The 25,749-nt window shown below is 65.4% G+C and carries 26 protein-coding genes; 16 read left to right on the top strand and 10 right to left on the bottom strand.

What is annotated here, in order from left to right; genetic code table 11:
• Positions 1-152 precede the first annotated feature (152 nt).
• Complete coding sequence (locus tag IF803_RS31275) at positions 153-1,343, bottom strand: ABC transporter substrate-binding protein (RefSeq protein WP_461194733.1); 1,191 nt, start codon at positions 1,341-1,343, stop codon at positions 153-155.
• Between the two features lie 29 nt (positions 1,344-1,372).
• Positions 1,373-2,344 (bottom strand): NAD(P)H-dependent flavin oxidoreductase, encoded by a 972-nt coding sequence (locus IF803_RS31270; RefSeq protein ID WP_461194731.1) that lies wholly within the window; start codon positions 2,342-2,344, stop codon positions 1,373-1,375.
• Positions 2,345-2,357: 13 nt separating this feature from the next.
• On the opposite strand from IF803_RS31270, the gene IF803_RS31265 reads away from it, so the two are divergent.
• Both IF803_RS31265 and IF803_RS31260 read left to right on the top strand, forming a co-directional pair.
• Positions 2,358-2,498, top strand: a complete 141-nt coding sequence (locus IF803_RS31265) for a hypothetical protein (protein ID WP_461194730.1) — start codon at positions 2,358-2,360, stop codon at positions 2,496-2,498.
• Between the two features lie 25 nt (positions 2,499-2,523).
• Entirely contained in the window at positions 2,524-3,411 is an 888-nt protein-coding gene (locus IF803_RS31260) for a LysR family transcriptional regulator (protein ID WP_461194729.1), read from the top strand.
• Between the two features lie 9 nt (positions 3,412-3,420).
• Here IF803_RS31260 and IF803_RS31255 read toward each other — a convergent pair whose 3' ends face one another.
• Positions 3,421-4,983 (bottom strand): glycoside hydrolase family 17 protein, encoded by a 1,563-nt coding sequence (locus IF803_RS31255; RefSeq protein ID WP_461194728.1) that lies wholly within the window; start codon positions 4,981-4,983, stop codon positions 3,421-3,423.
• Positions 4,984-5,149: 166 nt separating this feature from the next.
• Positions 5,150-5,803 (bottom strand): DNA-3-methyladenine glycosylase family protein, encoded by a 654-nt coding sequence (locus IF803_RS31250; protein ID WP_028333626.1) that lies wholly within the window; start codon positions 5,801-5,803, stop codon positions 5,150-5,152.
• Between the two features lie 132 nt (positions 5,804-5,935).
• Between IF803_RS31250 and gluQRS the strand changes: the two genes are divergently transcribed.
• Both gluQRS and IF803_RS31240 read left to right on the top strand, forming a co-directional pair.
• Entirely contained in the window at positions 5,936-6,805 is an 870-nt protein-coding gene (gene gluQRS / locus IF803_RS31245) for a tRNA glutamyl-Q(34) synthetase GluQRS (RefSeq protein ID WP_461194737.1), read from the top strand.
• 135 nt (positions 6,806-6,940) lie between these two features.
• The gene (locus IF803_RS31240; RefSeq protein ID WP_461194727.1) at positions 6,941-8,287 is read left to right on the top strand and encodes an ATP-binding protein; all 1,347 of its coding nucleotides are present in this window, start codon (positions 6,941-6,943) and stop codon (positions 8,285-8,287) included.
• Here IF803_RS31240 and IF803_RS31235 read toward each other — a convergent pair.
• Positions 8,214-9,074 (bottom strand): YihY/virulence factor BrkB family protein, encoded by an 861-nt coding sequence (locus tag IF803_RS31235; protein WP_155262608.1) that lies wholly within the window; start codon positions 9,072-9,074, stop codon positions 8,214-8,216. The two genes, IF803_RS31240 and IF803_RS31235, sit on opposite strands and share 74 nt — an antisense overlap.
• Before the next feature lie 166 nt (positions 9,075-9,240).
• Here IF803_RS31235 and IF803_RS31230 point away from each other — a divergent pair, with 166 nt between their 5' ends.
• The 5 genes from IF803_RS31230 (at position 9,241) to IF803_RS31210 (ending at position 13,033) form a co-directional block, all read left to right on the top strand.
• Complete coding sequence (locus IF803_RS31230) at positions 9,241-9,435, top strand: twin transmembrane helix small protein (RefSeq protein WP_028340366.1); 195 nt, start codon at positions 9,241-9,243, stop codon at positions 9,433-9,435.
• A gap of 79 nt (positions 9,436-9,514) precedes the next feature.
• Positions 9,515-10,087 carry a cob(I)yrinic acid a,c-diamide adenosyltransferase gene (locus IF803_RS31225; RefSeq protein ID WP_069280212.1) on the top strand — a complete coding sequence of 191 codons (573 nt, stop codon included), beginning with the start codon at positions 9,515-9,517 and terminating at the stop codon, positions 10,085-10,087.
• 117 nt (positions 10,088-10,204) lie between these two features.
• Complete coding sequence (locus tag IF803_RS31220; protein WP_461194726.1) at positions 10,205-10,954, top strand: electron transfer flavoprotein subunit beta/FixA family protein; 750 nt, start codon at positions 10,205-10,207, stop codon at positions 10,952-10,954.
• On the top strand, positions 10,954-11,904 hold the full coding sequence (locus IF803_RS31215) for an electron transfer flavoprotein subunit alpha/FixB family protein (protein WP_028340368.1): 951 nt from the start codon (positions 10,954-10,956) through the stop codon (positions 11,902-11,904). The genes IF803_RS31220 and IF803_RS31215 overlap by 1 nt, the downstream gene beginning before the upstream one ends.
• Positions 11,905-12,151: 247 nt before the next feature.
• On the top strand, positions 12,152-13,033 hold the full coding sequence (locus IF803_RS31210; RefSeq protein ID WP_461194725.1) for a 3-hydroxybutyryl-CoA dehydrogenase: 882 nt from the start codon (positions 12,152-12,154) through the stop codon (positions 13,031-13,033).
• Between the two features lie 11 nt (positions 13,034-13,044).
• On the opposite strand, the gene IF803_RS31205 is transcribed toward IF803_RS31210, so the two are convergent.
• Both IF803_RS31205 and IF803_RS31200 read right to left on the bottom strand, forming a co-directional pair.
• A complete protein-coding gene (locus tag IF803_RS31205; RefSeq protein ID WP_461194723.1) occupies positions 13,045-13,170 on the bottom strand; it encodes a hypothetical protein in 126 nt (41 codons plus the stop codon).
• Positions 13,167-14,348 (bottom strand): pyridoxal phosphate-dependent aminotransferase, encoded by a 1,182-nt coding sequence (locus tag IF803_RS31200; RefSeq protein WP_461194736.1) that lies wholly within the window; start codon positions 14,346-14,348, stop codon positions 13,167-13,169. Before IF803_RS31200 ends, IF803_RS31205 begins: the two co-directional genes overlap by 4 nt.
• A 158-nt stretch (positions 14,349-14,506) precedes the next feature.
• Between IF803_RS31200 and IF803_RS31195 the strand changes: the two genes are divergently transcribed.
• The gene (locus IF803_RS31195; RefSeq protein ID WP_461194722.1) at positions 14,507-15,364 is read left to right on the top strand and encodes a LysR substrate-binding domain-containing protein; all 858 of its coding nucleotides are present in this window, start codon (positions 14,507-14,509) and stop codon (positions 15,362-15,364) included.
• Positions 15,365-15,485: 121 nt separating this feature from the next.
• Positions 15,486-15,674 carry a putative motility protein gene (locus IF803_RS31190; RefSeq protein WP_069280209.1) on the top strand — a complete coding sequence of 63 codons (189 nt, stop codon included), beginning with the start codon at positions 15,486-15,488 and terminating at the stop codon, positions 15,672-15,674.
• 133 nt (positions 15,675-15,807) lie between these two features.
• On the opposite strand, the gene tlpA is transcribed toward IF803_RS31190, so the two are convergent.
• Positions 15,808-16,500 (bottom strand): thiol:disulfide interchange protein TlpA, encoded by a 693-nt coding sequence (gene tlpA, locus IF803_RS31185; protein ID WP_461194720.1) that lies wholly within the window; start codon positions 16,498-16,500, stop codon positions 15,808-15,810.
• Between the two features lie 115 nt (positions 16,501-16,615).
• Here tlpA and argH point away from each other — a divergent pair, with 115 nt between their 5' ends.
• The 3 genes from argH to lysA all read left to right on the top strand — a co-directional run bounded on the left by argH (position 16,616) and on the right by lysA (position 19,740).
• Positions 16,616-18,013, top strand: a complete 1,398-nt coding sequence (argH, locus tag IF803_RS31180; RefSeq protein ID WP_461194718.1) for an argininosuccinate lyase — start codon at positions 16,616-16,618, stop codon at positions 18,011-18,013.
• Between the two features lie 92 nt (positions 18,014-18,105).
• Positions 18,106-18,375, top strand: coding sequence for an LPS translocon maturation chaperone LptM (lptM, locus tag IF803_RS31175; protein WP_028340375.1), 270 nt, complete (start codon positions 18,106-18,108; stop codon positions 18,373-18,375).
• Positions 18,376-18,474: 99 nt separating this feature from the next.
• Positions 18,475-19,740: a diaminopimelate decarboxylase gene (lysA, locus tag IF803_RS31170; RefSeq protein WP_461194717.1), complete on the top strand. Its 1,266-nt coding sequence runs from the start codon at positions 18,475-18,477 to the stop codon at positions 19,738-19,740.
• Between the two features lie 94 nt (positions 19,741-19,834).
• On the opposite strand, the gene IF803_RS31165 is transcribed toward lysA, so the two are convergent.
• Both IF803_RS31165 and IF803_RS31160 read right to left on the bottom strand, forming a co-directional pair.
• Positions 19,835-20,746 (bottom strand): NAD(P)-dependent oxidoreductase, encoded by a 912-nt coding sequence (locus IF803_RS31165; RefSeq protein ID WP_461194716.1) that lies wholly within the window; start codon positions 20,744-20,746, stop codon positions 19,835-19,837.
• A 199-nt stretch (positions 20,747-20,945) separates the two neighbouring features.
• Positions 20,946-21,326 carry a carboxymuconolactone decarboxylase family protein gene (locus tag IF803_RS31160; protein WP_050629459.1) on the bottom strand — a complete coding sequence of 127 codons (381 nt, stop codon included), beginning with the start codon at positions 21,324-21,326 and terminating at the stop codon, positions 20,946-20,948.
• Between the two features lie 172 nt (positions 21,327-21,498).
• On the opposite strand from IF803_RS31160, the gene IF803_RS31155 reads away from it, so the two are divergent.
• Positions 21,499-24,117 (top strand): TIGR02302 family protein, encoded by a 2,619-nt coding sequence (locus IF803_RS31155; protein WP_461194715.1) that lies wholly within the window; start codon positions 21,499-21,501, stop codon positions 24,115-24,117.
• Positions 24,118-24,426: 309 nt separating this feature from the next.
• A complete protein-coding gene (locus IF803_RS31150; RefSeq protein WP_461194714.1) occupies positions 24,427-25,740 on the top strand; it encodes a TadE/TadG family type IV pilus assembly protein in 1,314 nt (437 codons plus the stop codon).
• Positions 25,741-25,749: the final 9 nt, after the last annotated feature.

Raw genomic sequence — 25,749 nt, 5'->3', positions numbered from 1 at the left:
AGCGCGAAATCGTTGCGCAGCATCATGCCGACCGGCTTGCCGCCCTGCACGCCAAGCGCCCGGAAGCCGCTTGCCGCCCGCGCGATGCGGGCGTGAATGTCGCCGTAGCTGATCTGTCTGTCGCCGCTGATGATCATGTCGCGCCTCGTCTCCTAGCGATCGTCCAGGATCTCGCCGAAGCTGATCCAGCTCTTGCCGTTGAACCGGCGCAGCCGCAACTGCTGGAACGGCAGGTAGTCGTCCGGCCCGGTCGATACCGTCATGCCCGGCAACAATAGCGGCAGCGGAACGTCGTGCAATGACGCCGCCTGGCGCATGATGTTCTCGCGGCTGAAATCGTTGTTGCACGCCTTCAGTACGGCCATCAGCAGCGTCGCATAATGATAGCCCGCCGAGTAGTTCGAGTTGCTGAGATCCGCATTGGGCAGGTACTGCTTCATGAAGGCAAGATAGTCCTTCACGGCGGGATCATCGGCCAATTGCGCGTCCATCGTGTCCTTCTGGTTGCTGGACGAGATCAGGCCGATCGCGTTCTCGAGCCCGGCGGGCTCCAGGAACGAGATCGACGACGCGGAGGTCGGTACGAAGAACAGGTCCGGCTTCCAGCCGATCTCGGCGACGCCCTTGATCATCTGCGGCGTGAACTTGCCGAGCACGACGCCGAACAGCACATCGGCACCAGACGCCTTTAGGGTTGCGAGCTGCGAGCTGATGGTTGGCGCCGAGGTCTCGTAGCTCGCTTCCGCGACGATCATGCTCGCGGCCTTGCCGCCGAGCGCCCGCTTGAAGCCGGCGACATAATCGCGGCCGAAATCGTCGTTCTGCGCAAGGATCGCGATCTTCGCGTCGGGCTTGGCCTGCAGCACATATTTGGCATAGACCACGCCCTCGGATTCGTAGGACGCCATGCCCGGCATGGTCCACGGATAATTGTTCGGGTCGGCCCATTTGGTCGCGCCGCTCAGCACGAACAATTGCGGGATCTTCTTGCTGTTGAGATAGCGGTGCACGGCGTTGTTGGTGGCGGTGCCGAGCGAGCCGAACATCATCAGCACCTCCTCCTGCTCCACCAGCTTGCGGGTCTGCTCGACGGTCTTCGGCGGCGAATAGGCGTCGTCCAGCGTGATGAATTTCACCTGCCGGCCGTTGATGCCGCCCTCCGCGTTGACCTTCGCGAAAAACGCTTCCTGGGCGCGGCCGATGGTGCCGAAGCCGGAGACCGGTCCGCTATAGGGCAGCGTCTGGCCGATCCGGATCGCTTCGTTGCCGTTGTCGGCGGCGGCCGTGCTGGCGATCGCGCAGACCGCAAGCGCGGCTGCCAGCGCGTGTTGCGCTCGTTTCATGGTTCGCTCCCGGACTTTGTGAAACAGCATCAGGCGCTGGCGCGCAGGAAGTCGCTGCGCGCCGCGGCGAACTCGGACTTGAGCCGCGCCACCAGTTCGGCGACCGGCGGGGCATCGGAGATCTGGCCGATGCCCTGGCCGGAGCCCCAGATGTCGCGCCAGGCCTTGGCCTTCATGTTGCCGCCAGAACCAAAATTCATCTTGGTCTTGTCGGCGACCGGCAGATTGCCCGGATCGAGGCCTGCCGCCGCGATCGACGGTCCGAGATAGTTGCCGTGGACGCCCGTGAACAAGTTCGAATAGACGATGTCGTGCGCGGCGTATTCGGTCAGCGCCTGCTTGTACCTGATATCCGCGTTGGCTTCGTCGGTCGCGATGAAGCGGGTGCCGATATAGGCGAGGTCGGCGCCGAGCGCGAGCGCGGATGCGATGCTCCAGCCGTCGGAGATCGCGCCTGACAGCAGGATCGTGCCCTTGAACCATTGCTTGACCTCGCGCACCAGCGCGAACGGCGACAGCGTGCCGGCATGGCCGCCGGCACCGGCGCAGACCAGGATCAGGCCGTCGACGCCCTGCTCGGCGGCCTTGCGCGCGTGCTTTACATTGATGACGTCGTGGAACACCACGCCGCCATAGGAGTGCGCGGCCTCGACGATCTCGGACGGCGGGCGCAGCGAGGTGATGATCACGGGCACCTTGTGCTTCACGCAGGTTTCCATGTCGCGCATCAGCCGGTCGTTGGAGGCGTGGCAGATCTGGTTGACGGCGTAGGGCGCGACCTTCTTTTCCGGATGCAGCGCCTGGTACTCGCCGAGCTCGTTCTCGATCTGGGTCAGCCATTCGTCGAGCTTTTCGGCCGGGCGGGCGTTCAGCGCCGGGAACGAGCCGACGATGCCGGCCTTGCACTGCGCGATCACGAGCTCCGGCCCCGAGACGATGAACAGCGGGGAGCCGACGACCGGCAGTTCAAGCTTGTTGGCGAGCGAAGCGGGCAGCGACATTTTCGGATCCTCCATGCGCGTCGCCCGGCCGGCAGCCGGGGCGGATCGCGATTTATTGTGGTGGCTGGAGCGGCGGCTCTCTTGGCGCGGCAATATAAGGCTGGACGGCTGCGTCATGGCGTTCAATATTGAACATCGGATCGACCAGAAATGAACGATGTCGCAGGAAGGGGAGCGGCATGGACTGGGAGCTTTGCAAGACATTCGTCGCGGTGGCGGAGACGCGCAGCCTTGCCGGGGCGGCACGGCGGCTGCGCATCAGCCATCCCACCGTCGGTCGCAACGTCGCGGCGCTCGAGCGGCAACTCGGGACCCGCCTGTTCGCGCGTTCCAATGACGGCCTGTCGCTGACGTCGCATGGCCGCAAATTCCGCGAGCACGCCGAAGCGATGGCCGCGGCGGCGCTCCGCGCGGAGGCGGCCGCGTCCGCCACCGGCGAGCAGGCGCGCGGCGTCGTGAAGCTGTCGATCGGCGCGACGCTGGCCGCGCACTGGCTGATGCCGCGCCTCGGCCCGTTCCTGCGCGATCACGCGAACATCCAGCTCGAGATCATCACCCATCCGTTCCCGGCCAGCGTGCGCCGCCGCGAGGCCGACGTGGTGCTGCGGCCGGTCGATGCGGGCGAGGAGAACCTGATCGGGCGCAAGATCGGGCGGCTCGGCACCGGCTTCTACGCTTCCCGCAACTATGCGGCAGGGCGCAAGCTGCCGGAGCGGCGGGACGAGTGGCGGGGCCACCATGTGATCGGTTTTGCCGACCAGGCCTCGAACGCGCATCTGGCGCGCTGGAGCGACGTCATCACGCGGCAGGGCACGCTGGTGATGCGCTGTTCCTCGCAGGGCGACATGCTGGCGGCGGCGCGGGCCGGGCTCGGGATTTGCGCGCTGTCCTGCCTGGTCGGGGCCGACTACCCCGATCTGGTGCGAGTCGCGCCGCAAAAGCTCTCGAGCCTCTCCGATCTCTGGCTGCTCGCCCATCCCGATCTGGTCGAGCTTCCCGCGGTGCGCGCCGTCATCGGCTTCGTCACCGACTGCGCGCGCGAGGACCGCGTCAGGCTGCGCGGCTAGAGCGCGTTGTCAGGCACGCGCCCGCAACAGCGTCACCGCGAGCAAGACAAAGGCAGCGCAGGTCCACAGCGACTGCCAGTTCTCCGGCCCTTCGTTGAATCCTGTGTAGATCGCCGTTGCAACGAAAATGCCGGCAAAGATCGACTCCGCCAGTGGGCGGATTCCCTTGGTGGGAGGATTGAGCAGCGTCACGGCGACAAAGGGCACCGCCGCCATGGTCAGAGGCGCAAAGGGAAAGTCAATGAAGCGAGGGTCGAACACGAGGCCGATTGCGGTCGCCGTGCCGATCACGACGGTGATCATCAAGGCCAGTCCGTGCATGGTCACCAGCACCGATTCAGTGTGGTGGCCCTTCGGACCCAACACTTCGAAAAAACTGGGCGGTGCGCGGCCCGACATCAGGGCGTTGGCGCCCAACACCGGCGAAGCCGTGGCCGCCACCAGCAGCGAGCCCCACACAAGCCAGCCTCCCGTTCCGTAGCTTTCATAGACCAATCTTTGCTCGGCGACGCCAAACAGGATTCCAGCCGTGGTCGCCGATAGCGCGACTGCAAGCCATGACGCGAATGCGGGCTTTCTCGGCTTGCGGCGCAAGGTCAGCCAAGCCGCGCCGAAGACCAGGATCGCCAGGCCCATTCCGCTGACCATTTGCAGCTTCCAGAGCGGAAAATTGCTGACCGGCTGGCCCGGCGGATATTTCGGCATGCGCTGCTCGGAATCGAACAGCCCCCAGGAGCCGCCGACCGTGCCCTCGATCTCCCGCTTCCAGCCTTCATCATAGGCCTCGAACAGGTTGACGCGGAAATGCTCGCGCCGGGCAAGGTCGAGGACCTCCGAAACCACTCGCGCCTGATTGATGCGGGACGGCAGCGCGGACTCGCGCATGCGCCCCTCGCTCGGCCAACCGATCTCTCCGATAAAGATTTCCTTGCCCGGAAAAGCTGCCGCGATCTGCCGGCGCATCTCGTCGGCGTGAGCGGCGGCATCTTCCGCCCGGATTGGAACATTTTCCCAGTACGGCAGGATATGAACCGTGACGAAGTCGACGGCGTCGGAAAGTTCGCGATTGCTCAGCCAGAATTCCCAGACGTCGGCGTAGGTGACCGGGACGGAGACCTGCGCCTTGATCGAGCGGATGGTGGCGGCGAGGTCGGAAGCCGACATTTCCTTGCGTAGCAAGACTTCGTTGCCGACCACGAGTGCAATGATCGTGTCCGGATATTCCTTGGCGAGGCGGATCGCGGTTGCGACCTGCGTTGCATTCTTCTTCCGATCCCGATCGAGGAAGATACCCTGGATGACCTTCAGCCCCGCCTTGGCCGCGAGTGCGGGAATCTGATCGAGACCAAGATCGGTCGCATAGGTGCGGATACAGTCGGAAATCTTCGCGAGTTGGGCGAGGTCTTCCGCGATCTGTTCCGGCGAGACCTGTGTCGCCGGCGAAAGTGATGTCTGATTGTTGCGGAACGGCGCGTACGAGATGCACTGGACCTTGTCGTTCGGATCGATCGGCGCGCGCGGCAGGTTGACCGGGATGCCGAGCCACCACCACACCGCGGCGATCGCGCCCAAGGATACCGAGAGAAGCGTCAGCGGGATACGGAGATAAATCAGGTCCGTCTCCTTGCAATAAGGACATGCTGCGCGTGCTAAATGGGCGAGGCCGGCAAATTGAAAAAGTATCTGTCCGCTGATTCTATATCACGCGATCACGCAGTTGGTGTGTTTTTCTCGACGACTACTTTGCACCGGCGATCACGCCCTCGCGATTTCTGAGCACGCGATAATACGCCCACCACAGATGCGCTGCGGCGCCGCGCAGCGGACGCCACGGCTCCGCAAGCGGCGCCATCTGCTTCGGCGTCGGCCGCTCCTTCAAGCCGAGCCCGACCTTGACCGCTTCCTGTACGGCGAGGTCGCCCGCGGGCCAGGCATCGCCATGGCCGAGGCAGAACAGCAGATAGACATCGGCGGTCCACGGGCCGATCCCGGGCAGCGCGGTCAGCGTGTTGTGCGCCGCATCGGCCTCCTCATTGGCAAGGACGTCGAGGTTCAGCCGCTCCTCGGCGAGTTCGCGCGCGATGTGCTTCAGCGTCTTGATCTTGGCCGCCGACAGCCCGAGCCGGCCGAGCCGGTCGGCCCGCGCCTTGCGGATCGCGTCATGATGGAACGGGTCGAACGCCGTGCTGACGCGCCCCCAGATCGCCGCCGCACTCGCGGTCGAGAGCTGCTGGCCGCAGATGATCGCGGCAAGCCCGGCAAATCCAGGCTCGCGCTGCCGGATCGCCGGCATGCCGGTCAGTTCCAGGATCGGGCGCAGGCGGCGGTCCTGGTCGACCAGTTTGTGGATCGCGTCGTCGAGATCGGCCTGGGTTTCGAGATGAATCAGCATTTGCGGGGTCTGCATCGGCTTGTCAGGCGCGGGCTTGACCCGCGCATCGATCTCCTATCGTAACAGAGTCTTGTCCGGGCGCATGAACCAGAGTCGCCGGGCAAGCCCGGCAATGACGCGTGACCGATGACCATGCCACCCGTTTTCCGCTTCGCGCCGAGTCCGAACGGCTACCTGCATCTCGGCCACGCCTATTCGGCGCTGCTCAACCACGACCTCGCGCGGCAGTCGGGCGGACGCCTGCTGCTGCGGATCGAGGATATCGACGCGACGCGCTGCCGGCCGGAATTCGAGCAGGCGATTTATGAGGATCTGGCCTGGCTCGGCATCGCCTGGGAGACTCCGGTGCGGCGGCAGTCCGAACATTTTGCCGCCTATGGCGCGGCGATCGACCGCCTGTCGGCCCAGCGGCTGGTCTACCCGAGCTTCGAAAGCCGGACCGAGATCGCGCGGCTGGTCGCGGAGCGCGAGGCCGGGGGCGCGTGGCCGCGCGATCCGGACGGTGCGCCGCTTTATCCGGGGCTAGCCAAATCGCTGTCGGCCGAGGCACGCGACCGGCTGATCGGGCAAGGCGAGCCGTTCGCGTTGCGGCTCGACACGGCCTCAGCCCGCGCGCGCGCCGGCGAGCTGCGCTGGCAGGAAGCGGGTGAGGGGCCGACTGGCGAGAGCGGAGACGTCGTGGCCCGGCCAGAGGCCTGGGGCGACGTGATCCTGGCGCGCAAGGAGACTCCGACCAGCTACCATCTCTCGGTCGTGATCGATGACGCCCTACAGGGCGTTACCGACGTGGTCAGGGGCGTTGACCTGTTCTGGTCGACCAGCGTGCATCGGCTGTTGCAGGAACTGCTCGGTCTGCCCGTGCCGAACTACCGGCACCACCGGCTGATCCGAGATGCGGCCGGCCAAAAACTGTCGAAATCGACCCGGGCGACCGGACTGCGCGAGTTGCGAGCGGAGGGGGCGAGTCCGACCGATATCCGCCGCCTGGTCGGTTTGCCCTAAGATTTTGGCCAGGTTTGATCGCAAAGGAGTGCGGTTACCATCATGGCGCTTTGCGCGGACGCGCCGTAAACGCTGCCGTGACTCCGGCACGCCTGGCATGCCATGTTGTTGAGCGGGGCGGGGATCACGGAGACCATGGCGTCAAAATCGCGCGCACGGCGCAGCAAGCGGCCATCCAAAAGGACGCCGCTGAAGACGCGCGCCGGCAAAACGCGTGCTACCAAGACACGAACTGCCAAGATAGGTGCCGCCAAGACGCGAACGGCCAAGGCCAGCGCCACCAAGGTGGCGGCCAGGCCGCGCCGCAAGCGGCCCTTGCCAAAGCCGGCCCCGAAGGCCGGTCCCGGCATGGTCGATACCGCACTTGCTGCCTTTGCCCATGAGGTACGGACGCCGCTCACCGGAATCCTCGCGATCAGCAATCTGCTCGCGACATCCGATCTCGGCGAGCGCGAGCGGCGCTGGGTCGATACCATCAAGGCCGGCGCCGAGCATCTGGCGAGCCTTGCGACCCTGTTCGTCGACGCCGCCCGAAGCGAGGGGCCGGGGCTCGAGATCCGGCAGGATTTCTTCGACCTGCGCACGCTGGCGCGCCACGCTGCGGATTCGCTGGCCGGCCGCGCGGCAGCCAAGGGGCTGCAGGCTTCCGTCGAGGTCTCCGACCGGCTGCCTGCCTTCGCGGTCGGCGATCCCGTCCGTCTGCGCGCGGCGCTGGAAAATCTGATCGACAACGCGGTGAAGTTCACCGAGCAGGGCAGCATCGAGCTGCGTATCGCGCCGGTGGGCGCGGCCAAGGGAAGGTCGAGCGACAAGATCGGCGTCGCGTTCGCGATCTCCGACAGCGGCATCGGCCTGACGCTATCGGAGGTCAAGCGCCTGTTCCGGCCGTTCTCGCAGGCCAACGTCTCGATCGCCGCGCGGTTCGGCGGCGCCGGGCTCGGCCTGTCCTCCGTCAGGCAGCTCGCGCGCGCCATGGGCGGCGACATCGTCGCGGACCGGCGCGCCGGCGGGGGCACCACCTTCACGCTCAAGGTGGAGCTGGCGCCTGCCGAAGGGTCGGACGGCACCGCCTCCGGCGCGAGCGCGGCGGCGCTGATGTCGCAAGGGCTGCGGCTGCTCAGTGTCGAGGACAATCCGTTCGGCCGCGTCGTGCTCAACACGATCCTGACCGAGCTCGGTCACCACGCCGAATTTGTCGGTCAGGGCGAGGCCGCGCCCGACCGGCTCGTGCAGGGCGCCTTCGATGCCGTGCTCATGGACATGGTGCTGCCCGGCATCGGCGGCATCGAGGCGATCAAGCGCATCCGCGCGCTGCCGCCGCCGCACGGCCGTATCGTGATTGTCGGGATTTCCGGCCGGGCCGAGGACGAAGCCGCGGCGCGCGCTGCCGGCGCCGACGGCTTCCTGGTCAAGCCTGTGTCTCCGCGGGCGCTCGCGACTGCGCTGCATGAAGCGACACGCCGTGCGGCAGCCGCGACTTGATGATCGCCGCGTTCAACTCGCCGCCGAACACGAAGATCGCGGCGATGAAATACAGGAACACCAGTGCGATCACCACCGAGGCCAGCCCCGCATACATCGTGACGTAGTTGTTGGCGAAGCGTGCCAGGTACATGCCGAAGCCGATGCCCGAGAGCAGCGAAGCCACCATGGTGAAGATGATGCCGGGCAGGATCTGCGTGAAGCTGCGACGGCCCGCCGGCAGCCAGGCATGCAGGATGAAGAGCGCGACGACCAGCGCCAGGATCGTGACGCCGTAACGGGCGGTGTTGAGCAGGCTCTCGTTCGATTCGACGAAGAACGGGATATAGCGCCGCGCCGCCTCGATGATCAGCGGTCCGAGCACGATCAGGAAAGCCATCGCGAGCGAGGTGAACGCCGCGACCAGCGTGTAGCCGATCGATTCCAGCCGCAGCCAGTACCAGCGCCGCGGCTCGATCACGGCATAGGCGCGGTTCAGCGCCACCCGCAGCGCCTCGACGCCGTTGGAGGCGAAGTAGACCGCGAGCACCGCGCCGATGGTCAGGATGTCGCCGCGGGTGTTGGTCAGCACGTCGTGGATCTGGCCGGACAGCGCTTCGGCGACCTGCTGCGGCCAGACCTGCAGCATCAGCCCGACCGCCTGGTCGGCGAGCTGCTTGGAGCCGAAGAAGCCGGCCACCGAGGTCAGCACGATCAGGAACGGAAACAGCGCCATCAGCGTCGACAGCGCGATGTGGCTCGCGATCGCCCAGCCGTCGTCGGCGAGGAACGTGTAAAAGGCATCCATCACGACGTGGGTGACGTAACGAAGCTGCTTCACATTCCACCCGGCATTGTCGAAAACCGCTCGGCCCGAGAACCGACCCAGCATCTGATATTACGCGCTGAAAAGCCAGTTGGTTGCATGGCCGGGCTGTGTGGAAGTCCGCGTCCTGCGGTGTTATGTACCGCAAATGACATCTCTCCTCAGCACGATCATTCTTCCCATCGCCGTCGGCGCCGTCGCGCTGGTGCTCCTGCTCGGCCTCATCAATATGATGAAGGGCGGCTCGCCGAACACGTCGCAGAAGCTGATGCGGCTGCGCGTGCTGCTGCAGTTCGTCGCCATCGTCATCGCAATGCTCGCGGTCTGGGCGATGGGGCGTTAGGTGAGGTAGATTTGTCGGGTCATTCTCCACCTCTCCCGATCGGAGTGGTGGACGCGAACATCGAACACCGGAGCCTGCCATGGTCGTTCTCAATCGGATCTACACGCGCACCGGCGATGACGGCACCACCGCGCTCGGCTCCGGCGAGCGGCGGCCGAAATACGATCTGCGCATTGCTGCCTATGGCACGGTCGACGAGACCAATGCCGCGATCGGCGTGGTACGGCTGCATCTTGCCGGCAGCCCCGAGGTCGATGCGATGCTCGGCCGGATCCAGAACGATCTGTTCGATCTCGGCGCCGACCTCGCGGTGCCCGAGCGCGAAGGCAAGGCCGAACGTCTGCGGATGCTGGCAAGCCAGGTCGAGCGGCTGGAGCGCGATATCGACAGCCTGAACGACCAGCTCGCGCCGCTGACCTCGTTCGTGCTGCCCGGCGGCACGCCCGCCTCCGCCTATCTGCATCTCGCCCGGACGATATGTCGCCGCGCGGAACGGATGATGGTGGAACTCGCCGCCCAACCCGATGAGCCGGTCAATCAGGCTGGCATCCAGTATATGAACCGCCTGTCGGATTTCCTGTTCGTTGCCAGCCGCTTCCAGAACAATAAGGGCGCGGGAGACGTGTTGTGGGTGCCGGGCCAGAACCGCTAAACTGGTTCAAAACCGGGGGACGGTTTTTTGGCTTTGGCGCGTTGACCGGGAGAAACGGGACCTTTAGGTTCCGCGCCAGCCAACCGAAACCCATAAAATCAAAGCGAAAGAGGATCGATGAAGGTTCTTGTGCCGGTAAAGCGGGTCGTCGACTACAACGTCAAGGTCCGCGTCAAGAGTGACGGGACGGGCGTGGAGCTCGCCAACGTCAAGATGTCGATGAACCCGTTCGACGAAATCGCCGTCGAGGAAGCGCTGCGGCTGAAGGAAGCCGGCAAGGCGACCGAAGTGGTGGTGGTGTCGATCGGACCCGCGCAGGCCTCCGAGACCATTCGTACCGGACTTGCGATGGGCGCCGACCGCGGCATCCTGGTCAAGGCTGAAGGCAATGTCGAACCGCTCGCGGTTGCCAAGATCCTGAAGGCGGTGGTCGAGGCGGAGCAGCCCGGCCTCGTCATTCTCGGCAAGCAGGCGATCGACGACGACTCGAACCAGACCGGCCAGATGCTGGCCGCGCTGCTCGGCTGGTCGCAGGCGACCTTCGCCTCCAAGCTCGAGGTCGAAGGATCCGACTTCAAGGTCACGCGCGAAGTCGACGGCGGCCTGCAGACCATCAAGCTCAAGGGCCCGGCGATCGTCACCACCGACCTGCGCCTCAACGAGCCGCGCTATGCGTCGCTGCCCAACATCATGAAGGCGAAGAAGAAGCCGATCGACGACAAGAGCGTCGCTGACTACGGCGTCGATGTGACGCGGCGTCTGGAAGTGCTGAAGACCGCGGAACCGGCAGGCCGCAAGGCGGGCGTCAAGGTCAAGGACGTCGCCGAACTCGTGAACAAGCTCAAGACCGAAGCCGGGGTTCTCTGATGACGACGCTGTTGATTGCTGAACACGACCACGAGACGCTGAAGGACGCGACCAACAAGGCGCTGACCGCGGCGAGCCAGCTCGGCGGCGATGTCCATGTGCTGGTTGCCGGTGGCGGCCAGGGCACCAAGGCGGCGGCGGAAGCAGCCGCCAAGCTTGCCGGCGTCACCAAGGTGCTGGTGGCCGAAGGCCCCGCCTATGAGCACGACCTTGCCGAGCCGCTGGCTGCGCTGATCGTCGCGCTGGCTCCCGGCTATGACGCGTTCGTCGCGCCCGCGACCTCGCGCTTCAAGAACGTGATGCCGCGCGTTGCAGCCTTACTCGACGTCATGCAGGTCTCCGAGATCATCAAGGTCGTCGCGCCCGACACCTATGAGCGACCGATCTATGCCGGCAACGCGATCCAGACCGTGAAGTCGAAGGACGCCAAGAAGGTGATCACCGTGCGCACCTCGACCTTCGCCGCCGCCGGCGAAGGCGGCAGCGCGGCGATCGAGAACGCCGCATCGGCCGCCGATCCCGGCCTGTCGACGTTCGTCGGCGAGGAAGTCGCCAAGAGCGACCGTCCGGAGCTGACCTCGGCCAAGATCATCGTCTCGGGCGGCCGCGCCATGCAGAGCCGCGAGAACTTCGCCAAGTACATCGAGCCGCTCGCCGACAAGCTCGGTGCCGGCGTCGGCGCCTCGCGCGCCGCGGTCGATGCCGGCTATGCGCCGAACGACTGGCAGGTCGGCCAGACCGGCAAGGTGGTGGCTCCGGAACTTTATGTCGCGGTCGGCATCTCCGGCGCGATCCAGCATCTGGCTGGCATGAAGGACTCCAAGGTGATCGTCGCCATCAACAAGGATGAGGACGCGCCGATCTTCCAGGTCGCCGATTACGGCCTGGTCGCCGACCTCTACCAGGCGGTTCCGGAGCTCACCGAAGCGCTCGGCAAGCTCGGAAAGTAAGCGACAAGACACCGGCCGGATGGGTAAGCTCCGGCCGGTGTTATTATTTTCGAGGCAATGATCCGGAAACGTTTTTCCGAAAGTATCATGCTCGACAGGGGAAATGGGATCCGGGTGCGATTACCTGTAATCACATCATGGTCCCGGGAAACGTTTTCCGGCGGATTGGGCAACCCGGAAGGCTTCGCTTCGGGTATCGTTGGAATTGGGCAGGCGCGATGTGCGCGCCGTTCCGGTGGATGACAAGATGACGGTGGCAATCAAAAAGGTCGGCGTGATCGGTTCGGGTCAGATGGGCAATGGCATTGCCCATGTGGCGGCGCTGGCCGGCTTCGACGTGGTGCTCAACGACGTGTCCGGCGACCGGCTGAAGTCGGCGCTGGCGACCATCAACGGCAATCTGACCCGCCAGGTCGCCAAGAAGGCGATCAGCGAGAGCGAGCGCAAGCAGGCGCTCGACCGCATCGCCTCCGCCGAGTCGCTCGACGCGCTCGCCGATTGCGATCTCGTGATCGAGACCGCGATCGAGAAGGAAGAGACCAAGCGCAAGATCTTCCATGAGGTCTGCGCGGTGCTGAAGCCCGAGGCGATCGTCGCGACCAACTCGTCGTCGATCTCGATCACAAGGCTTGCTGCCTCGACCGACCGCCCGGAGAAATTCATCGGCATTCATTTCATGAATCCGGTGCCGGCGATGGAACTGGTCGAGCTGATCCGCGGCATCGCCACCGATGACATGACCTTCGACACCGCCAAGGCGTTTGTCGCCAAGCTTGGCAAGCAGGTCGCGGTGTCGGAAGATTTCCCCGCCTTCATCGTCAACCGCATCCTGTTGCCGATGATCAACGAGGCGATCTACACGCTGTATGAAGGCGTCGGTAACGTCGAGGCGATCGACGCCGCGATGAAGCTCGGCGCGCACCATCCGATGGGCCCGCTCGAGCTCGCCGATTTCATCGGCCTCGACACCTGCCTGTCGATCATGCAGGTGCTGCACGAGGGGCTGGCCGACTCCAAGTACCGGCCGTGCCCGCTGCTGGTGAAGTATGTCGAGGCCGGCTGGCTCGGACGCAAGAGCCAGCGCGGCTTCTACGACTATCGCGGCGACAAGCCGATCCCGACGCGGTAATCATTGCGTCTTCAGGTCAGTGCCCGCAGCAGCGCAAGCGCCGCGGGCACCAGACCGATAATCATCGTCACACCCGTTCCAAGTCCGAACAGATGCGCCGCCAATGCGAGGCGCTGGCTCTGTCCGTGAGGCGTCATTGCAGGGCCTCGCACGCGCGCTGCAGCCGCTTTGCGGCTTGCTCGATGATCGATAAGGGGTTGGCGAAGCTGAGGCGGATATAGGGCGACAGCCCGAGATCCTCGCCGGGAAACACCGCGACATCGGCGGCCTCGAGCAGATAGGCCGAGAAATCGCGGTCGGTCCGGATCACCCTGCCATCCGGCGCGCGCTTGCCGATCACGCCGGCGCAGGCGACCAGCAGATAGAACGTGCCTTCCGGCGGCGTGCAGGATAGCCCGGCGCATTCGTTCAGCAGGTCGGCAAAGCGGTCGCGCTTGGCGCGCAGGATGGCGGCGCGCTCAAGCAGCACATCCTGCGCGCCGTCGAGCGCGGCAACCGCCGCGGCCTGGCTGATCGACGACGCGCCGGACGTGGTCTGCGACTGGATGGTGACCATCTCGCGGATCAGCGTCGATGGCCCGCCGGCATAGCCGATGCGCCATCCCATCATGGCGTAGCTCTTGGCGAGGCCGCTGACGGTCAGCGTCCGTGGCTTGAGGCGCGGCTCGATTTCCGCAAGCGTCGGCGCGGGCGCGCCGTTGAACACGATGTGCTCGTAGAGCCCGTCGGCCAGCACCCAGATGTCCGGATGCCGCAGTAGGACCGCGGCGATCTCGGACAGATCCTCACGCGAATACAGCGCGCCGGATGGGTTGACCGGATTGTTGACGATGATCCAGCGGGTTCGCGCCGAAATCGCCGCCTGCAAATCCTCTGCGCGCAGCTTGAAGCCGTTGTTCTGTGCGCACGGCACCACCGCCGGCGCCGCGCCGGCAAGCCGCACCTGATCGAGATAGGGCGCCCAATAGGGCGCGGGGATGATCACCTCGTCGTCAGGCGCCATTGTCGCCAGCAGCGCGTTGAACAGTGCCTGGGTTGAGCCGTTGGTGATGACGATCTCGTCCAGCCCGTAGTCGAGATGATGGTCGCGCAGCAGCGCGGCCCGCACCGCCCGCTTCAGCTCCGGCGTGCCGTCGACATCGGTGTAGCGGGTTTCGCCGCGCAATGCCGCTTGATGCGCCGCCGCGATCACGTGATCCGGCGTCGGGAAATCCAGATTTCCCGACGACAGCTCGATGATGTCGCGCCCGGCCGCGCGCAGTTCGCGGGCACGGCGCCGCAGCACCGACGCGGGCGATGCCTTGATGCCGTTCATCCGCGGCGAGAGGGATGGCAAGACGGATGGCAAGACGGATGGGATGGCTGAAGCGGGCGCCATGGCGGTTCTCCTGTCGGGTTGGACCCAACCTAGGAGCTTCTTGATCATTGAAAAATCATATGAAATAGTATTTCAATGATTGTGATTTTAAATGTATGGCCATGAAAGCACTCGATATCGAGGCAGTGCAGGCCTTTGTGCTGGTCGCCGATCTCAGCAGCTTCACGCGCGCGGCGCAGGCGATGGAGACCACGCAATCCGCGGTCAGCCTGAAGATCAGGCGTCTGGAAGACGGCCTCGGCCGGCGGCTGCTGGAGCGAACGCCGCGGCTGGTTCGGCTGTCAGCTGAAGGTGCCGCCTTCCTCGGCGCCGCGCGCAATCTGGTTGCCGCGCACCAATCGGCGATCAGCTCGTTTGCCGTCGAGCATCGGCGATTGGTCGTCGGCATCAGCCACCACATCGTCGGATCGGAACTCGCCTCGCTGCTGAAGCGGATGAACACCACCGATCCCGCGCTGGTGATTCAGCTGCACGTCGATACGTCGCATTCGGTGCTCAGCGCATTCGACGACGGCAAGCTCGATGCTGCGATCGTGCTTCGCCACGACGCCAAGCGCCGCGATGGCGACGTGCTGTTCGAGGAATCGTTCGGCTGGATGGCCGCGCCTGATTTTCACCATCGGCCGGGCGAGCCGTTGCGCCTCGCCACGCAAGCCGAGCCATGCAGCGTGCGGGCCATGGCGGTCGAGGTTCTCGACGCCGCCGGCATCGCCTGGACCGAGGCGTTCGTCGGCGGCGGGCTGTCGACGATCGGAGCTGCGCTCTCCGCAGGCCTTGCGGTCGCGGCGCTGGCGCGGCGCGTGGCGCCGGCCGATACCGTCGACCTCGGGCCGCGGCTTGGCCTGCCGCCGCTGCCGTCCCGCGACGTCGTCCTGCACTCAAGGCTGTCCGACGCGCGGACACGGCAGGCGCTGCGCACCCTCGGCGCGGCCTTCGCGGCGAACGCGGCCTGAGACGCGGATCATCGAGCGAGCGGGACCTTCGAGGCCAATGCGTCAGCCTGACGCGGCCATCGATTACCCAAGCATTAACTTTCGCGCGTTACCTCAAACCCCAGTTTTGGGAGTGCCGCGCATGGACATGATGAGCATGGTCACCAGCATCCTGTCGATGCAGCAGGGCAATTTGCAGGGTGAGATCGCGACCCGCGTCACCAAGCAGAACCTCGACGCCGAGAAGTTCGCGGTTCAGACCCTGCTCGGCACGCCTTCCACCGCGAATTTGTCGCCCGGCATCGGCGACAACCTCAACGCCGTCGCCTGATCCCACACTCCAAGCGCGCTTGTCCTCATCCTGAGGAGCCGCGCAGCGGCGTCTCGAAGGATTGAGGCCACCGACGGGCCGGCATGGTTCGAGACGGCGCTCCGCGCCTCCTCACCATGAGGGTCTGAGATCTCTAGAACCCGGCTGCGGCCGGCTGTAGCGCGGCTTTCACCAGCTTGATCGCGTCGTCGCTCGCCCATTCGGCGGGACCGGCGATATTGGCGATCTCGCAGCCGTTGCCGTCGACCAGCACCGAGGTTGGCATGCCGAGCGCCTTGCCTATGTTCTTAAGATCCTGAAAAACCTTGGCTTTCTGATCCGAAAAATAGCCGAGACTGGTCAGATTGGCCTCTTTCAGGAAGTTTTTCGGCTTGTCCGGGTCGCGGGTGTCGATGTTGATCGCGACCACCTCGAAATCCTTGCCGCCGAGCTTGGTCTGCAGGCTGTCGAGCGCCGGCATTTCCTTGCGGCAGGGCACGCACCAGGTCGCCCACAAATTGACCAGCACGGTCTTGCCGCGCCAGTCCGAGAGCTTCTTCGGCTGGCCGTTGGCGTCCTCGAAAGTCAGGTCGGGCAGCCTCAGGGGGGTGGTTGCCATGGTCAGCGCCGCGACCTCGCCGTGGGCGAGCGGGGCGATCTTCTTCGCCAGAGCCACCGCGCTGTTGCAGGCGATATCGCCGCCCGCCGGATGCTTGAGGCTGGAGACCCCGACATAGCCGATCACGGCCCCGGCCAGCACGGCGCCGATCACCAGCGGGATACGCCACTTGGCGGTCGGCCTGACGGTCGGGTTGGGTGGGGTCGTCTCGGGCATATCGTTTGTCATCCTGGGTCAGATGTGGCTAAGCAGTGCCGGGAATACGACCGGAACTGCGGTGCTGTTTCGCCGCCTCCGGCCATGAAACCGCAAGGCTGAAATACGAATTCGTGAGCGAGATGTCATGAGCAACAAGATGTGGGGCGGCCGGTTCTCGGAACGTCCCGACGCGATCATGGAGGAAATCAACGTCTCGATCGACGTCGACCGTCACCTTTATGCCCAGGACATTGCCGCGTCCAAGGCCCACGCCGCGATGCTCGCCGCGCAGGGCATCATCACGTCAGCTGATGCGAAAAATATCGGCAAAGGTCTAGACACGATTTTGTCAGAGATCGACAACGGCGATTTCGATTTCAAGCGCGCGCTCGAGGACATTCATATGAATGTCGAGTCGCGGCTGTCCGAATTGATCGGGCCCGCGGCGGGCCGGCTGCACACCGCGCGCTCGCGCAACGACCAGGTCGCGACCGATTTCCGGCTCTATGTCCGCGACACCATCGATGAGACCAATGCGGCGCTGGCCGCGTTCCAGCAGGCGCTGGTCGCCCGCGCGCTGGAGCATGCCGGCACGGTGATGCCGGGCTTCACCCATCTGCAGACCGCGCAGCCCGTGACCTTCGGTCATCATCTCCTGGCCTATGTCGAGATGGCCGGCCGCGACCGTGGCCGCTTCGCCGACGCACGCAAGCGGCTGAACGAATCGCCGCTGGGAGCGGCCGCGCTCGCCGGCACCTCGTTTCCGATCGACCGCGCCGCGACCGCCAAGGCGCTTGGCTTCGACCGTCCGATGGCCAATTCGCTCGACGCGGTGTCCGACCGCGATTTCGTGCTGGAGACGCTGTCGGTGGCCGCGATCTGCGCCGTGCACATGTCGCGCTTTGCCGAGGAAATCGTGATCTGGACCTCGCCCTTGGTCGGCCTCGTCAAGCTCAGCGACAAGTTCACCACCGGCTCGTCGATCATGCCGCAGAAGCGCAATCCGGACGCGGCCGAGCTGGTCCGTGCCAAAACCGGCCGCGTGATCGGCGCGCTCACCGCGCTCCTGATCGTGATGAAGGGCCTGCCGCTCGCCTATCAAAAGGACATGCAGGAGGACAAGCAGGGCGCGATGGAGGCCTTCGAGGCGCTGTCGCTGGCGATCCGCGCCATGACCGGCATGGTCGAGGACCTGGTGCCGGACGAGGCGAAGATGAAGGCCGCCGCGGGCGAGGGCTACGCCACCGCGACCGACCTCGCCGACTGGCTGGTGCGCACCCTGAAAATGCCGTTCCGCGACGCCCACCACGTCACCGGGCGCATCGTCGGCCTGGCCTCGAAGCAGGGCGTGGCGCTGCACGAGCTGCCGCTCAGGGCCATGCAGGAGGTCGAGCCGAAGATCACGGCGGACGCGCTGAAGGTGCTCAGCGTCGAATCCTCGGTGCAGAGCCGGACCTCGTTCGGCGGCACGGCGCCGAAGAATGTGATGGCGCAGGCCAAGGCCTGGGCCAAGCGGCTGGAAAAAGAGCAAAAATTGGGCTGAACCGGAAAATTTGGCCGTGATTTCATAGCGCTCCGCCTCTCGCCAGAGCACGCCAATGTTTGTATGGTGCCGCCCGAATTGGGGAATTCGTCGTGATTAGCAAGAACCGCCTGACCCCCTCGGGATGGGCCATCATTGTGCTGGGCGTATCAGCGCTGGCGCTCGGCGGCTGCGGCCGCAAGGGACCGCTCGACTTGCCGCCGACCGCGAACGTCGCGCCGGGCGCGGCACCGAGCGACACCGAGAGCGAACGGGCGGCACAGCCCAGCGTGTTCAATCCGACCTATGGCTCGGATGCCGCGCCGGCCGCGCCGCGAGGCAATAAACGGCCCTTCATCCTCGATCCGCTGCTCGGCAATTAGTATCTGGAGCATGATCCGGAAAAGTGGAAACCGGTTTTCCCTCGCGACAAACGCGGAAGGCGTTTGCGCGGAGATCATGCTCAAACAATCTAGCGTGTCATGAACCATTTCGACTATCGCGACGGCGTGCTGCATGCCGAGGCGGTCAATCTCATTGAGCTGGCGGAGGCCGTCGGCACGCCGTTCTATTGCTATTCGACCGCGACGCTGGAGCGCCACTACCGCGTCTTCACCGAAGCCTTCGCCGGCGAGAAGGCGCTGGTCTGCTACGCCATGAAGGCGAACTCCAACCAATCGGTGCTGCGTACCCTGGCCAAGCTCGGCGCCGGCGCCGACGTGGTGTCCGGCGGCGAATTGAAGCGGGCGCTGGCGGCCGGGATTCCGCCCTCGAAGATCGTGTTCTCCGGCGTCGGCAAGACCGAGGGCGAGTTGCGCGCCGCGCTTGCCACCGACATCCTTTGCATCAATATCGAGTCCGAGCCGGAGCTCGAGATGCTGTCGCGTCTCGCGGTCGAGATGAAGAAGACGGCCCGCATCTCGGTGCGGGTCAATCCCGATGTCGATGCCGGCACCCATGCCAAGATTTCGACCGGCAAGTCCGAGAACAAGTTCGGCATTCCGATCGCCCGCGCCCGCGAGGTCTATGCCCGCGCGGCAAAGCTGCCGGGCATCAAGGTCACCGGCACCGATGTGCATATCGGCAGCCAGATCACCGATCTCGGGCCGCTGGAGGTCGCTTTCCGGCTGCTCGCCGAATTCGTGCAGACGCTGCGCGCCGACGGCCACGACATCTCGCATATCGATTTCGGCGGCGGCCTCGGCATTCCCTACTACATGGATCGCGCCGCGCCGCCGGCGCCCGACGCCTATGCCGCAATGGTCAAGCGCGTCACGCACAATCTCGGCTGCACGCTGATGTTCGAGCCGGGCCGCATGATCGTCGGCAATGCCGGCATCCTCGTCACCCGCGTGATCTATGTGAAGCCGGGCGATGCCAAGAACTTCGTCATCATCGATGCCGCGATGAACGACCTGATCCGGCCGACGCTGTATGAGGCGCATCACGACATTCTGCCGGTGCGCCAGCCTGCGCCCGGCACTCCGACCATGATCGCCGACGTGGTCGGCCCGGTCTGCGAGACCGGCGATTACCTCGCGCTCGACCGCTCGCTGCCGCAGCCGAAGGCCGGCGACCTGCTGGCGATCATGACCGCCGGCGCTTACGGCGCGGTGCAGTCGGGCACCTACAACACGCGGCCTCTGGTGCCCGAAGTGCTGGTTAAGGACGACCAGTACGCCGTGGTCCGCCCGCGCATCGACGTCGACGCCCTGATCGCGATGGACAAGCCCGCGCCGTGGCTGTGATCTTGTAGGATGGGTAGAGCGCAGCGAAACCCATCATCTGCTGCGCGGACGCAATTGATGGGTTTCGCTGCGCTCTACCCATCCTACGCAGTCGTTACTTCGCAGCGTGCGCGCCGCCTTTACCACCACCGACGATCACGCCCGCGGCCTTCTCGATCGGCTTGATCGCCGCGGTGAAGTCCGAATCCGGTCCCTCGTCGCGGATGATGACTTCCCAGAGCCGGCCGACCGCTTCGGCGACTTCCATCGACAGCCCGAGCGAGCGCATTTCCTCGACCGCAAGCCGCACGTCCTTCACCATCAGCCCGGTAGCGAAGCCGAAGTCGAAGCTGCGCGGCAACACCGAGCGCGGAAACTTGTCGCGGCTTGCAGTGTTCAGCCCGGAGCCGGCATTGATGACGTCGATCATCACGGCCGGATCGAGCCCGGACTTCACGCCCATCACAACCGCCTCCGAGGTCGCGACCATCGCGGTCGCCGACAGGAAGTTGTTGGCGAGCTTCATGGTCTGGCCGGAGCCCGGCTTGGTGCCGATGAAGAACACCTTGCCGATGACGTCGAGCGCGCCCTTCACCAGCTCGAAATCGGCGCGCGGGCCCGACACCATCACCGCGAGCGTGCCCTTCTCGGCGCCGGAGACGCCGCCGGAGACCGGGCTGTCGATCTGCACGATGTTCTTCTTGGCCAGCAGATCGTGGATCTTCACCGCCATCTGCGAGCCGACGGTGGAGAGGTCAATGAAGCGTTTGACGCGCGTGCCCTCGATCACGCCGCCCGCGCCGGTCGCGACCTCGAGCGAAGCCTGCAGCGAGGGCAGGCTCGCCATCACGGTCTCGACGCGGTCGGCGATGTCCTTGGGCGAGGTTGCGGCCACCGCGCCGAGCGCAACCAGTCTGTCGAGCGCGTCCTTGCTGGTGTCGAACACGGTGAGCTTGTGGCCGGCCTCGATCAGCCGGCGCGCCATCGGGAAGCCCATCTTCCCGAGGCCGATGAATCCGATTTCCATGAGTCGTTTCCTCTACGTCGTTATGTGGCGAGCCGTGCACCCCGTACTCGATGTCGTCCCTGCGAAAGCAGGGACCCATAACCCCAGGACTAAGTTGTTTGGTTCCGCTGGGGCCACAGCCGTCGTAGCGACAACGAGCTGTGGTTATGGGTCCCTGCTCGCGCTGCGCTTGGCCGGGACGACAACGAGTGGAGTTCGCTCACGCCTTGTCGAGTTCGGCGAACACCTCGCGCGCGATGCGGAAGCTGTCGACGCCGGCCGGGATCCCGGCATAGATCGAGACCTGCATGAAGATCTCGCGGATTTCGTCGCGGGACACGCCGTTGGTCAGCGCGCCCTTGATGTGGGCCTTCAATTCGTGCGGCCGGTTCAGGATCGAAATCATGGCGAGGTTGAGCATGCTGCGGGTCTTGCGCGGCAATTCCTCACGGCCCCAGACCGCGCCCCAGCAATATTCGGTGACGAGTTCCTGGAATGGCTTGTTGAAGCTGTCCGAATTCTTCAGCGCATTGTTGACATAGGCTTCGCCCAGCACCGCCTTGCGGATTTCGAGCCCCTTGTCGTGCGTTTTTTGGTCCATATCGCGTTCCTCATGCGTTAATGCGATGGTTCGGCCGCGACGTTACGGGGTCGAACCGCCGCAGTCACGCCTTCGTGTTATGCGTATTTCCCGGTGTGGGTTACGCCTTGGAACGGGTGCCTCAAAGCCGCCGCCGTGCTAGGCTGACCTGCCGGCTACCCCGGAGATTTTATTGAGCGGAGCCAACATCGATCCCTCTGACCCGTCACGCGCCGTCCGCGACAGCGATGCGGTCGCGCGGCTGAAACTGACAGAGGCTCTGCAGCGGGCAAGGTTCGCGATTGCGTGGGAACGGGCCTGGCCGCATCTGGCGCGGTTCCTGACGGTCGCAGGATTGTTCCTGGTCGCGTCCTGGGCCGGCCTGTGGCTGGTGCTGCCGTTTGTCGCACGCGTGGCCGGCGCCGGCCTATTCGCGATTGCCGCGCTCGCGGCGCTGTCGCCGCTGGTGCGCTTCCGCTGGCCGAGCCGCGAGGAGGGCCTGAGCCGGCTCGACCGCGGCGCCGGCATCCGCCATCGCCCGGCGACCACGCTCTCCGACACGCTCACCAACAAGGACCCGTTTGCGCTGGCGCTGTGGCAAGCGCAGCGCGAGCGCACGCTGGCCTCGATCAAGCGCATCCGCGCCGGGCTGCCGCGGCCGCGGGTCTCGCTGCACGACCCCTGGGCGCTGCGCGCGCTGGTCATCGTGATGCTGGTCGCGAGCTATGTCGCCGCCGGCGACGAGCGCGGCCTGCGGGTCGCCTCCGCATTCGACTGGAACGGCATCATGGCGCCGGCCAATGTCCGGGTCGATGCCTGGGTGACGCCGCCCAACTACACCGGCAAGCCGCCGATCATTCTGTCGAACGCCAACAAGGACGCCAACGCGGCCGACACCACCCCGCTCGCGGTTCCGGCCGGCAGCACGCTCCTGGTGCGCTCCAGCGGCGGCAGCATCGACGTCGTCGTCGGTGGCGGCGTCACCGAGGTCGCGCCGGACGGGCAGGCGCCCAAGGGTACCAACGAGCGGCATTTCAAGATCACCGGCGACGGCACCGCGCATGTCCGTGCGCCGACCGGCCAGCCGCAGTGGAAATTCACCGCGACGCCGGACCGTCCGCCGTCGATTGCGCTCGCCAAGGATCCGGAGCGGCAGGCGCGCGGCGCGCTGCAGATGTCCTACCGGCTCGAGGACGATTACGGCGTCAGCGAAGCGCGCGCGCAATTCGCGGCGCGGCCGACCGATGCGCCGAAGGATGCCGACGGCAAGAAGGATGCCGACGGCAAGGCGGCGCAGCCGCGGCCGCTGTTCGAGCCGCCGCAATTCGCGCTGGTGCTGCCCAACGCGCGCACCCGCAACGGCGTCGGCCAGACCGTGAAGGACCTCAGTGAAGACCCCTATGCCGGCGCCGACGTGACCTTGACGCTGACGGCGAAGGACGAGGCCGGCAATGAAGGCAAGAGCGAGCCGTTCAACATGCGGCTGCCGGAGCGCCTGTTCACCAAGCCGTTGGCGCGCGCGCTGATCGAGCAGCGCCGTATCCTGGCGCTCGACGCCAACCAGAACGGCCAGGTGTTCGCCGCGCTCGAGGCGCTGATGATCGCGCCGGAAATGTTCATGCCGGAGACCGGCCATTACCTTGGTCTCCACACCGTGAGCCGGCAGCTCGAGGCGGCGCGCACCGACGACCAATTGCGCGAGGTCGTCGCCAGCCTGTGGTCGCTCGCCGTCACCATCGAGGACGGCAACATCTCGGACGTCGACAAAGCGCTGCGCGCGGCGCAGGACGCGCTCAAGCAGGCGCTGGAGCGCGGCGCGACCGACGAGGAGATCAAGAAGCTCACCGACAATCTGCGCGCGGCACTGGACAATTTCCTGCGCCAGATGGTCGAGCAGTTCCGCAACAATCCGCAGCAGCTCGCCCGGCCGCTCGATCCCAACGCCAAGGTGCTGAGCCAGCAGGATCTCAAGAACATGCTCGATCGCATGGAGCGGCTGTCACGCTCCGGCGACAAGGATGCGGCGCGGCAGCTGCTCGAGCAGATGCAGCAGATGCTGGAAAACCTGCAGATGGCGCAGCCCAATCAGGGCGACGACGACATGCAGCAGTCGCTCAACGAGCTCGGCGACATGATCCGCAAGCAGCAGCAATTGCGCGACAAGACCTTCAAGCAGGGTCAGGATTCCCGCCGCGATCGCATGCGCGGCAAGCAGGGCGAGCAGTCGATGGGCGACCTGCAGCAGGACCAGCAGGCGCTGCGCGATCGCCTGAAGAAGCTGCAGGAAGAGCTCGCCAAGCGCGGCATGGGACCGGACCAGCGCGGCCAGAAGGGCCAGAAAGGTCAGGGTCAGAAGGGCGACCAGGCGCAGCAGGGCGATCAAGGCGGCGACCAGGGCGATGACGGCGATGATGGGCTCGACCAGGCCGATTCCGCGATGGGCGATGCCTCCGGGCGGCTCGGCGAGGGCAATGCCGACGGTGCGGTGGATTCGCAGGGCCGCGCGCTCGATGCGCTGCGCAAGGGCGCCCAGAGCCTTGCCGACGCGATGCAGCAGGGTGATGGCGACCAGCCGGGCGACAGCCCCGGCAACCGCGCCGGCCGCCAGCAGAGCGGCGGCAACCAGACCGATCCGCTCGGCCGTCCGTTGCATGGCCGCGAATTCGGCGACGACTACACGGTGAAGATCCCCGGCGAGATCGACGTGCAGCGCGTCCGCCGCATCCTCGAAGAGCTGCGCCGCCGCCTCGCCGATCCGTCGCGGCCGCAGATCGAGCTCGACTACATCGAGCGGCTGCTGAAGGATTATTGAGGCCCGCGCCTCGTCCTCGACTGTCGCCGCGAAAGCGGGTGACAGCATTCAAGAGACATCAACGCCTGAATCGAACGGCCGTGGCAAGCTGGATGCCGCGCTTTCGCGAGCATGACGCGAAATCTGCACGACGGCCGTAAGCCGGCAGACGTCAGCTTCCGCTGGCGACGCACCTCGCGTTGCAATCGGTGCGATCGGGTCCGCCGGTTTCGCACAATTTCATTAAAATTGCAGGGTTCCCGTTGGCGCGCATTTAAGTCGCTTGCTTCACCGTACTTCGGAAAATTGGCAAGCGTCTCAGGAGAGCACATGAGGCACAGCCGTTTATTCATTGCATCGTCATACCGGCCATTGGGTATTACTCGCCGGCACCAACGGAAGACCAGCCTGTTTCGACACTTCGTTCGAGACCAGTCGGGCAGCTATGTCATTATTTCAGCGCTGCTCATGCCGGTCCTGGTCGGCACGGCAGGGCTCGGTACCGAAGTGGGATGGTGGTACTACAAACACAAGAACATGCAGAGCGCCGCCGACTCCGGCGCGGTCAGCGCCGCAACGGCGGCAAGTGCAGGCGCCGACCTTTTGTCCGAAGCCAACGCGGTTACGGCAAACTACGGTTACGCGAACGGGGCGAACAACGTCACGGTCACGGTCAATCAACCGCCGAAAACCGGCAGTCAGACGTCGAACCTGCAGGCGATCGAAGTCATCGTGAGCCAACCGCAACAGCGGTTGCTGTCGGCCTTGTTCGGCTCGGCCCCCGTGCCGGTCACCGCGCGCGCGGTCGCCCTGCCGAATTCCGGGACGGGCTGCGTGCTTGCGCTCAACGCCAGCGCCAGTCCCGCGGTCAACGTGAGCGGCGGCAACCAGCTCAACCTGATCAAGTGCAACCTTTACAGCAACTCGGGTGCAAGCCCATCGCTCAACGTGGCCGGCAGCGCGACCGTCTCTGCGAATCAGGTCGGCGTCGTCGGCGACGTCTCCGGCACCAGCAACATCACCGCCACCAACGGCGTCAAGACGCATGTGAAGCCAATGGCTGACCCGTATGCGAACGTCTCTCCGCCGTCGAAGCCGAGCTGCACGAATGCCAAGATTACGGTCAATTCCAACGGAAAGACGAACTCGCTCAGCCCCGGCTGCTACTCCGGCAGCATTACGGTCAATGCCGGCGCAACGCTGAACCTCGATCCGGGCATCTATTACCTGGACGGCGCCAATCTGAGCGTCGCGGGAAACGCCACCATCACGGGCAGCGGCGTGACCCTGGTCTTCACCGGCTCGGGAAGCAAGTGGGGCACGGCTTCGATCGGCAGCAACGCGATCATCGATCTGACGGCGCCGACCTCGGGCTCCACGAAGGGCATCGTCATGTATGGCGACCGCAACATGCCGGCCGGGACTGCATTTAATCTCACGGGTGGCGGCACCCAGAACTTCGGCGGCGCCATCTACCTGCCAAAGGTCAACCTCAGCTTCAGTGGTGGTAACGGCACCAGCACATCCTGCACCAAGATCATCGCAGATACCCTGACGTTCACCGGCACGTCGAGCGTTCAGGTCAATTGTTCGGCGCTCGGCACCGCGACGATCGGCTCGCAGACCGCGCAACTCATCGAATGAGGTTGGCCC

The sequence above is a fragment of the Bradyrhizobium sp. UFLA06-06 genome (assembly GCF_054820065.1).
This window is presented reverse-complemented; position numbering and strand designations above follow the sequence as displayed.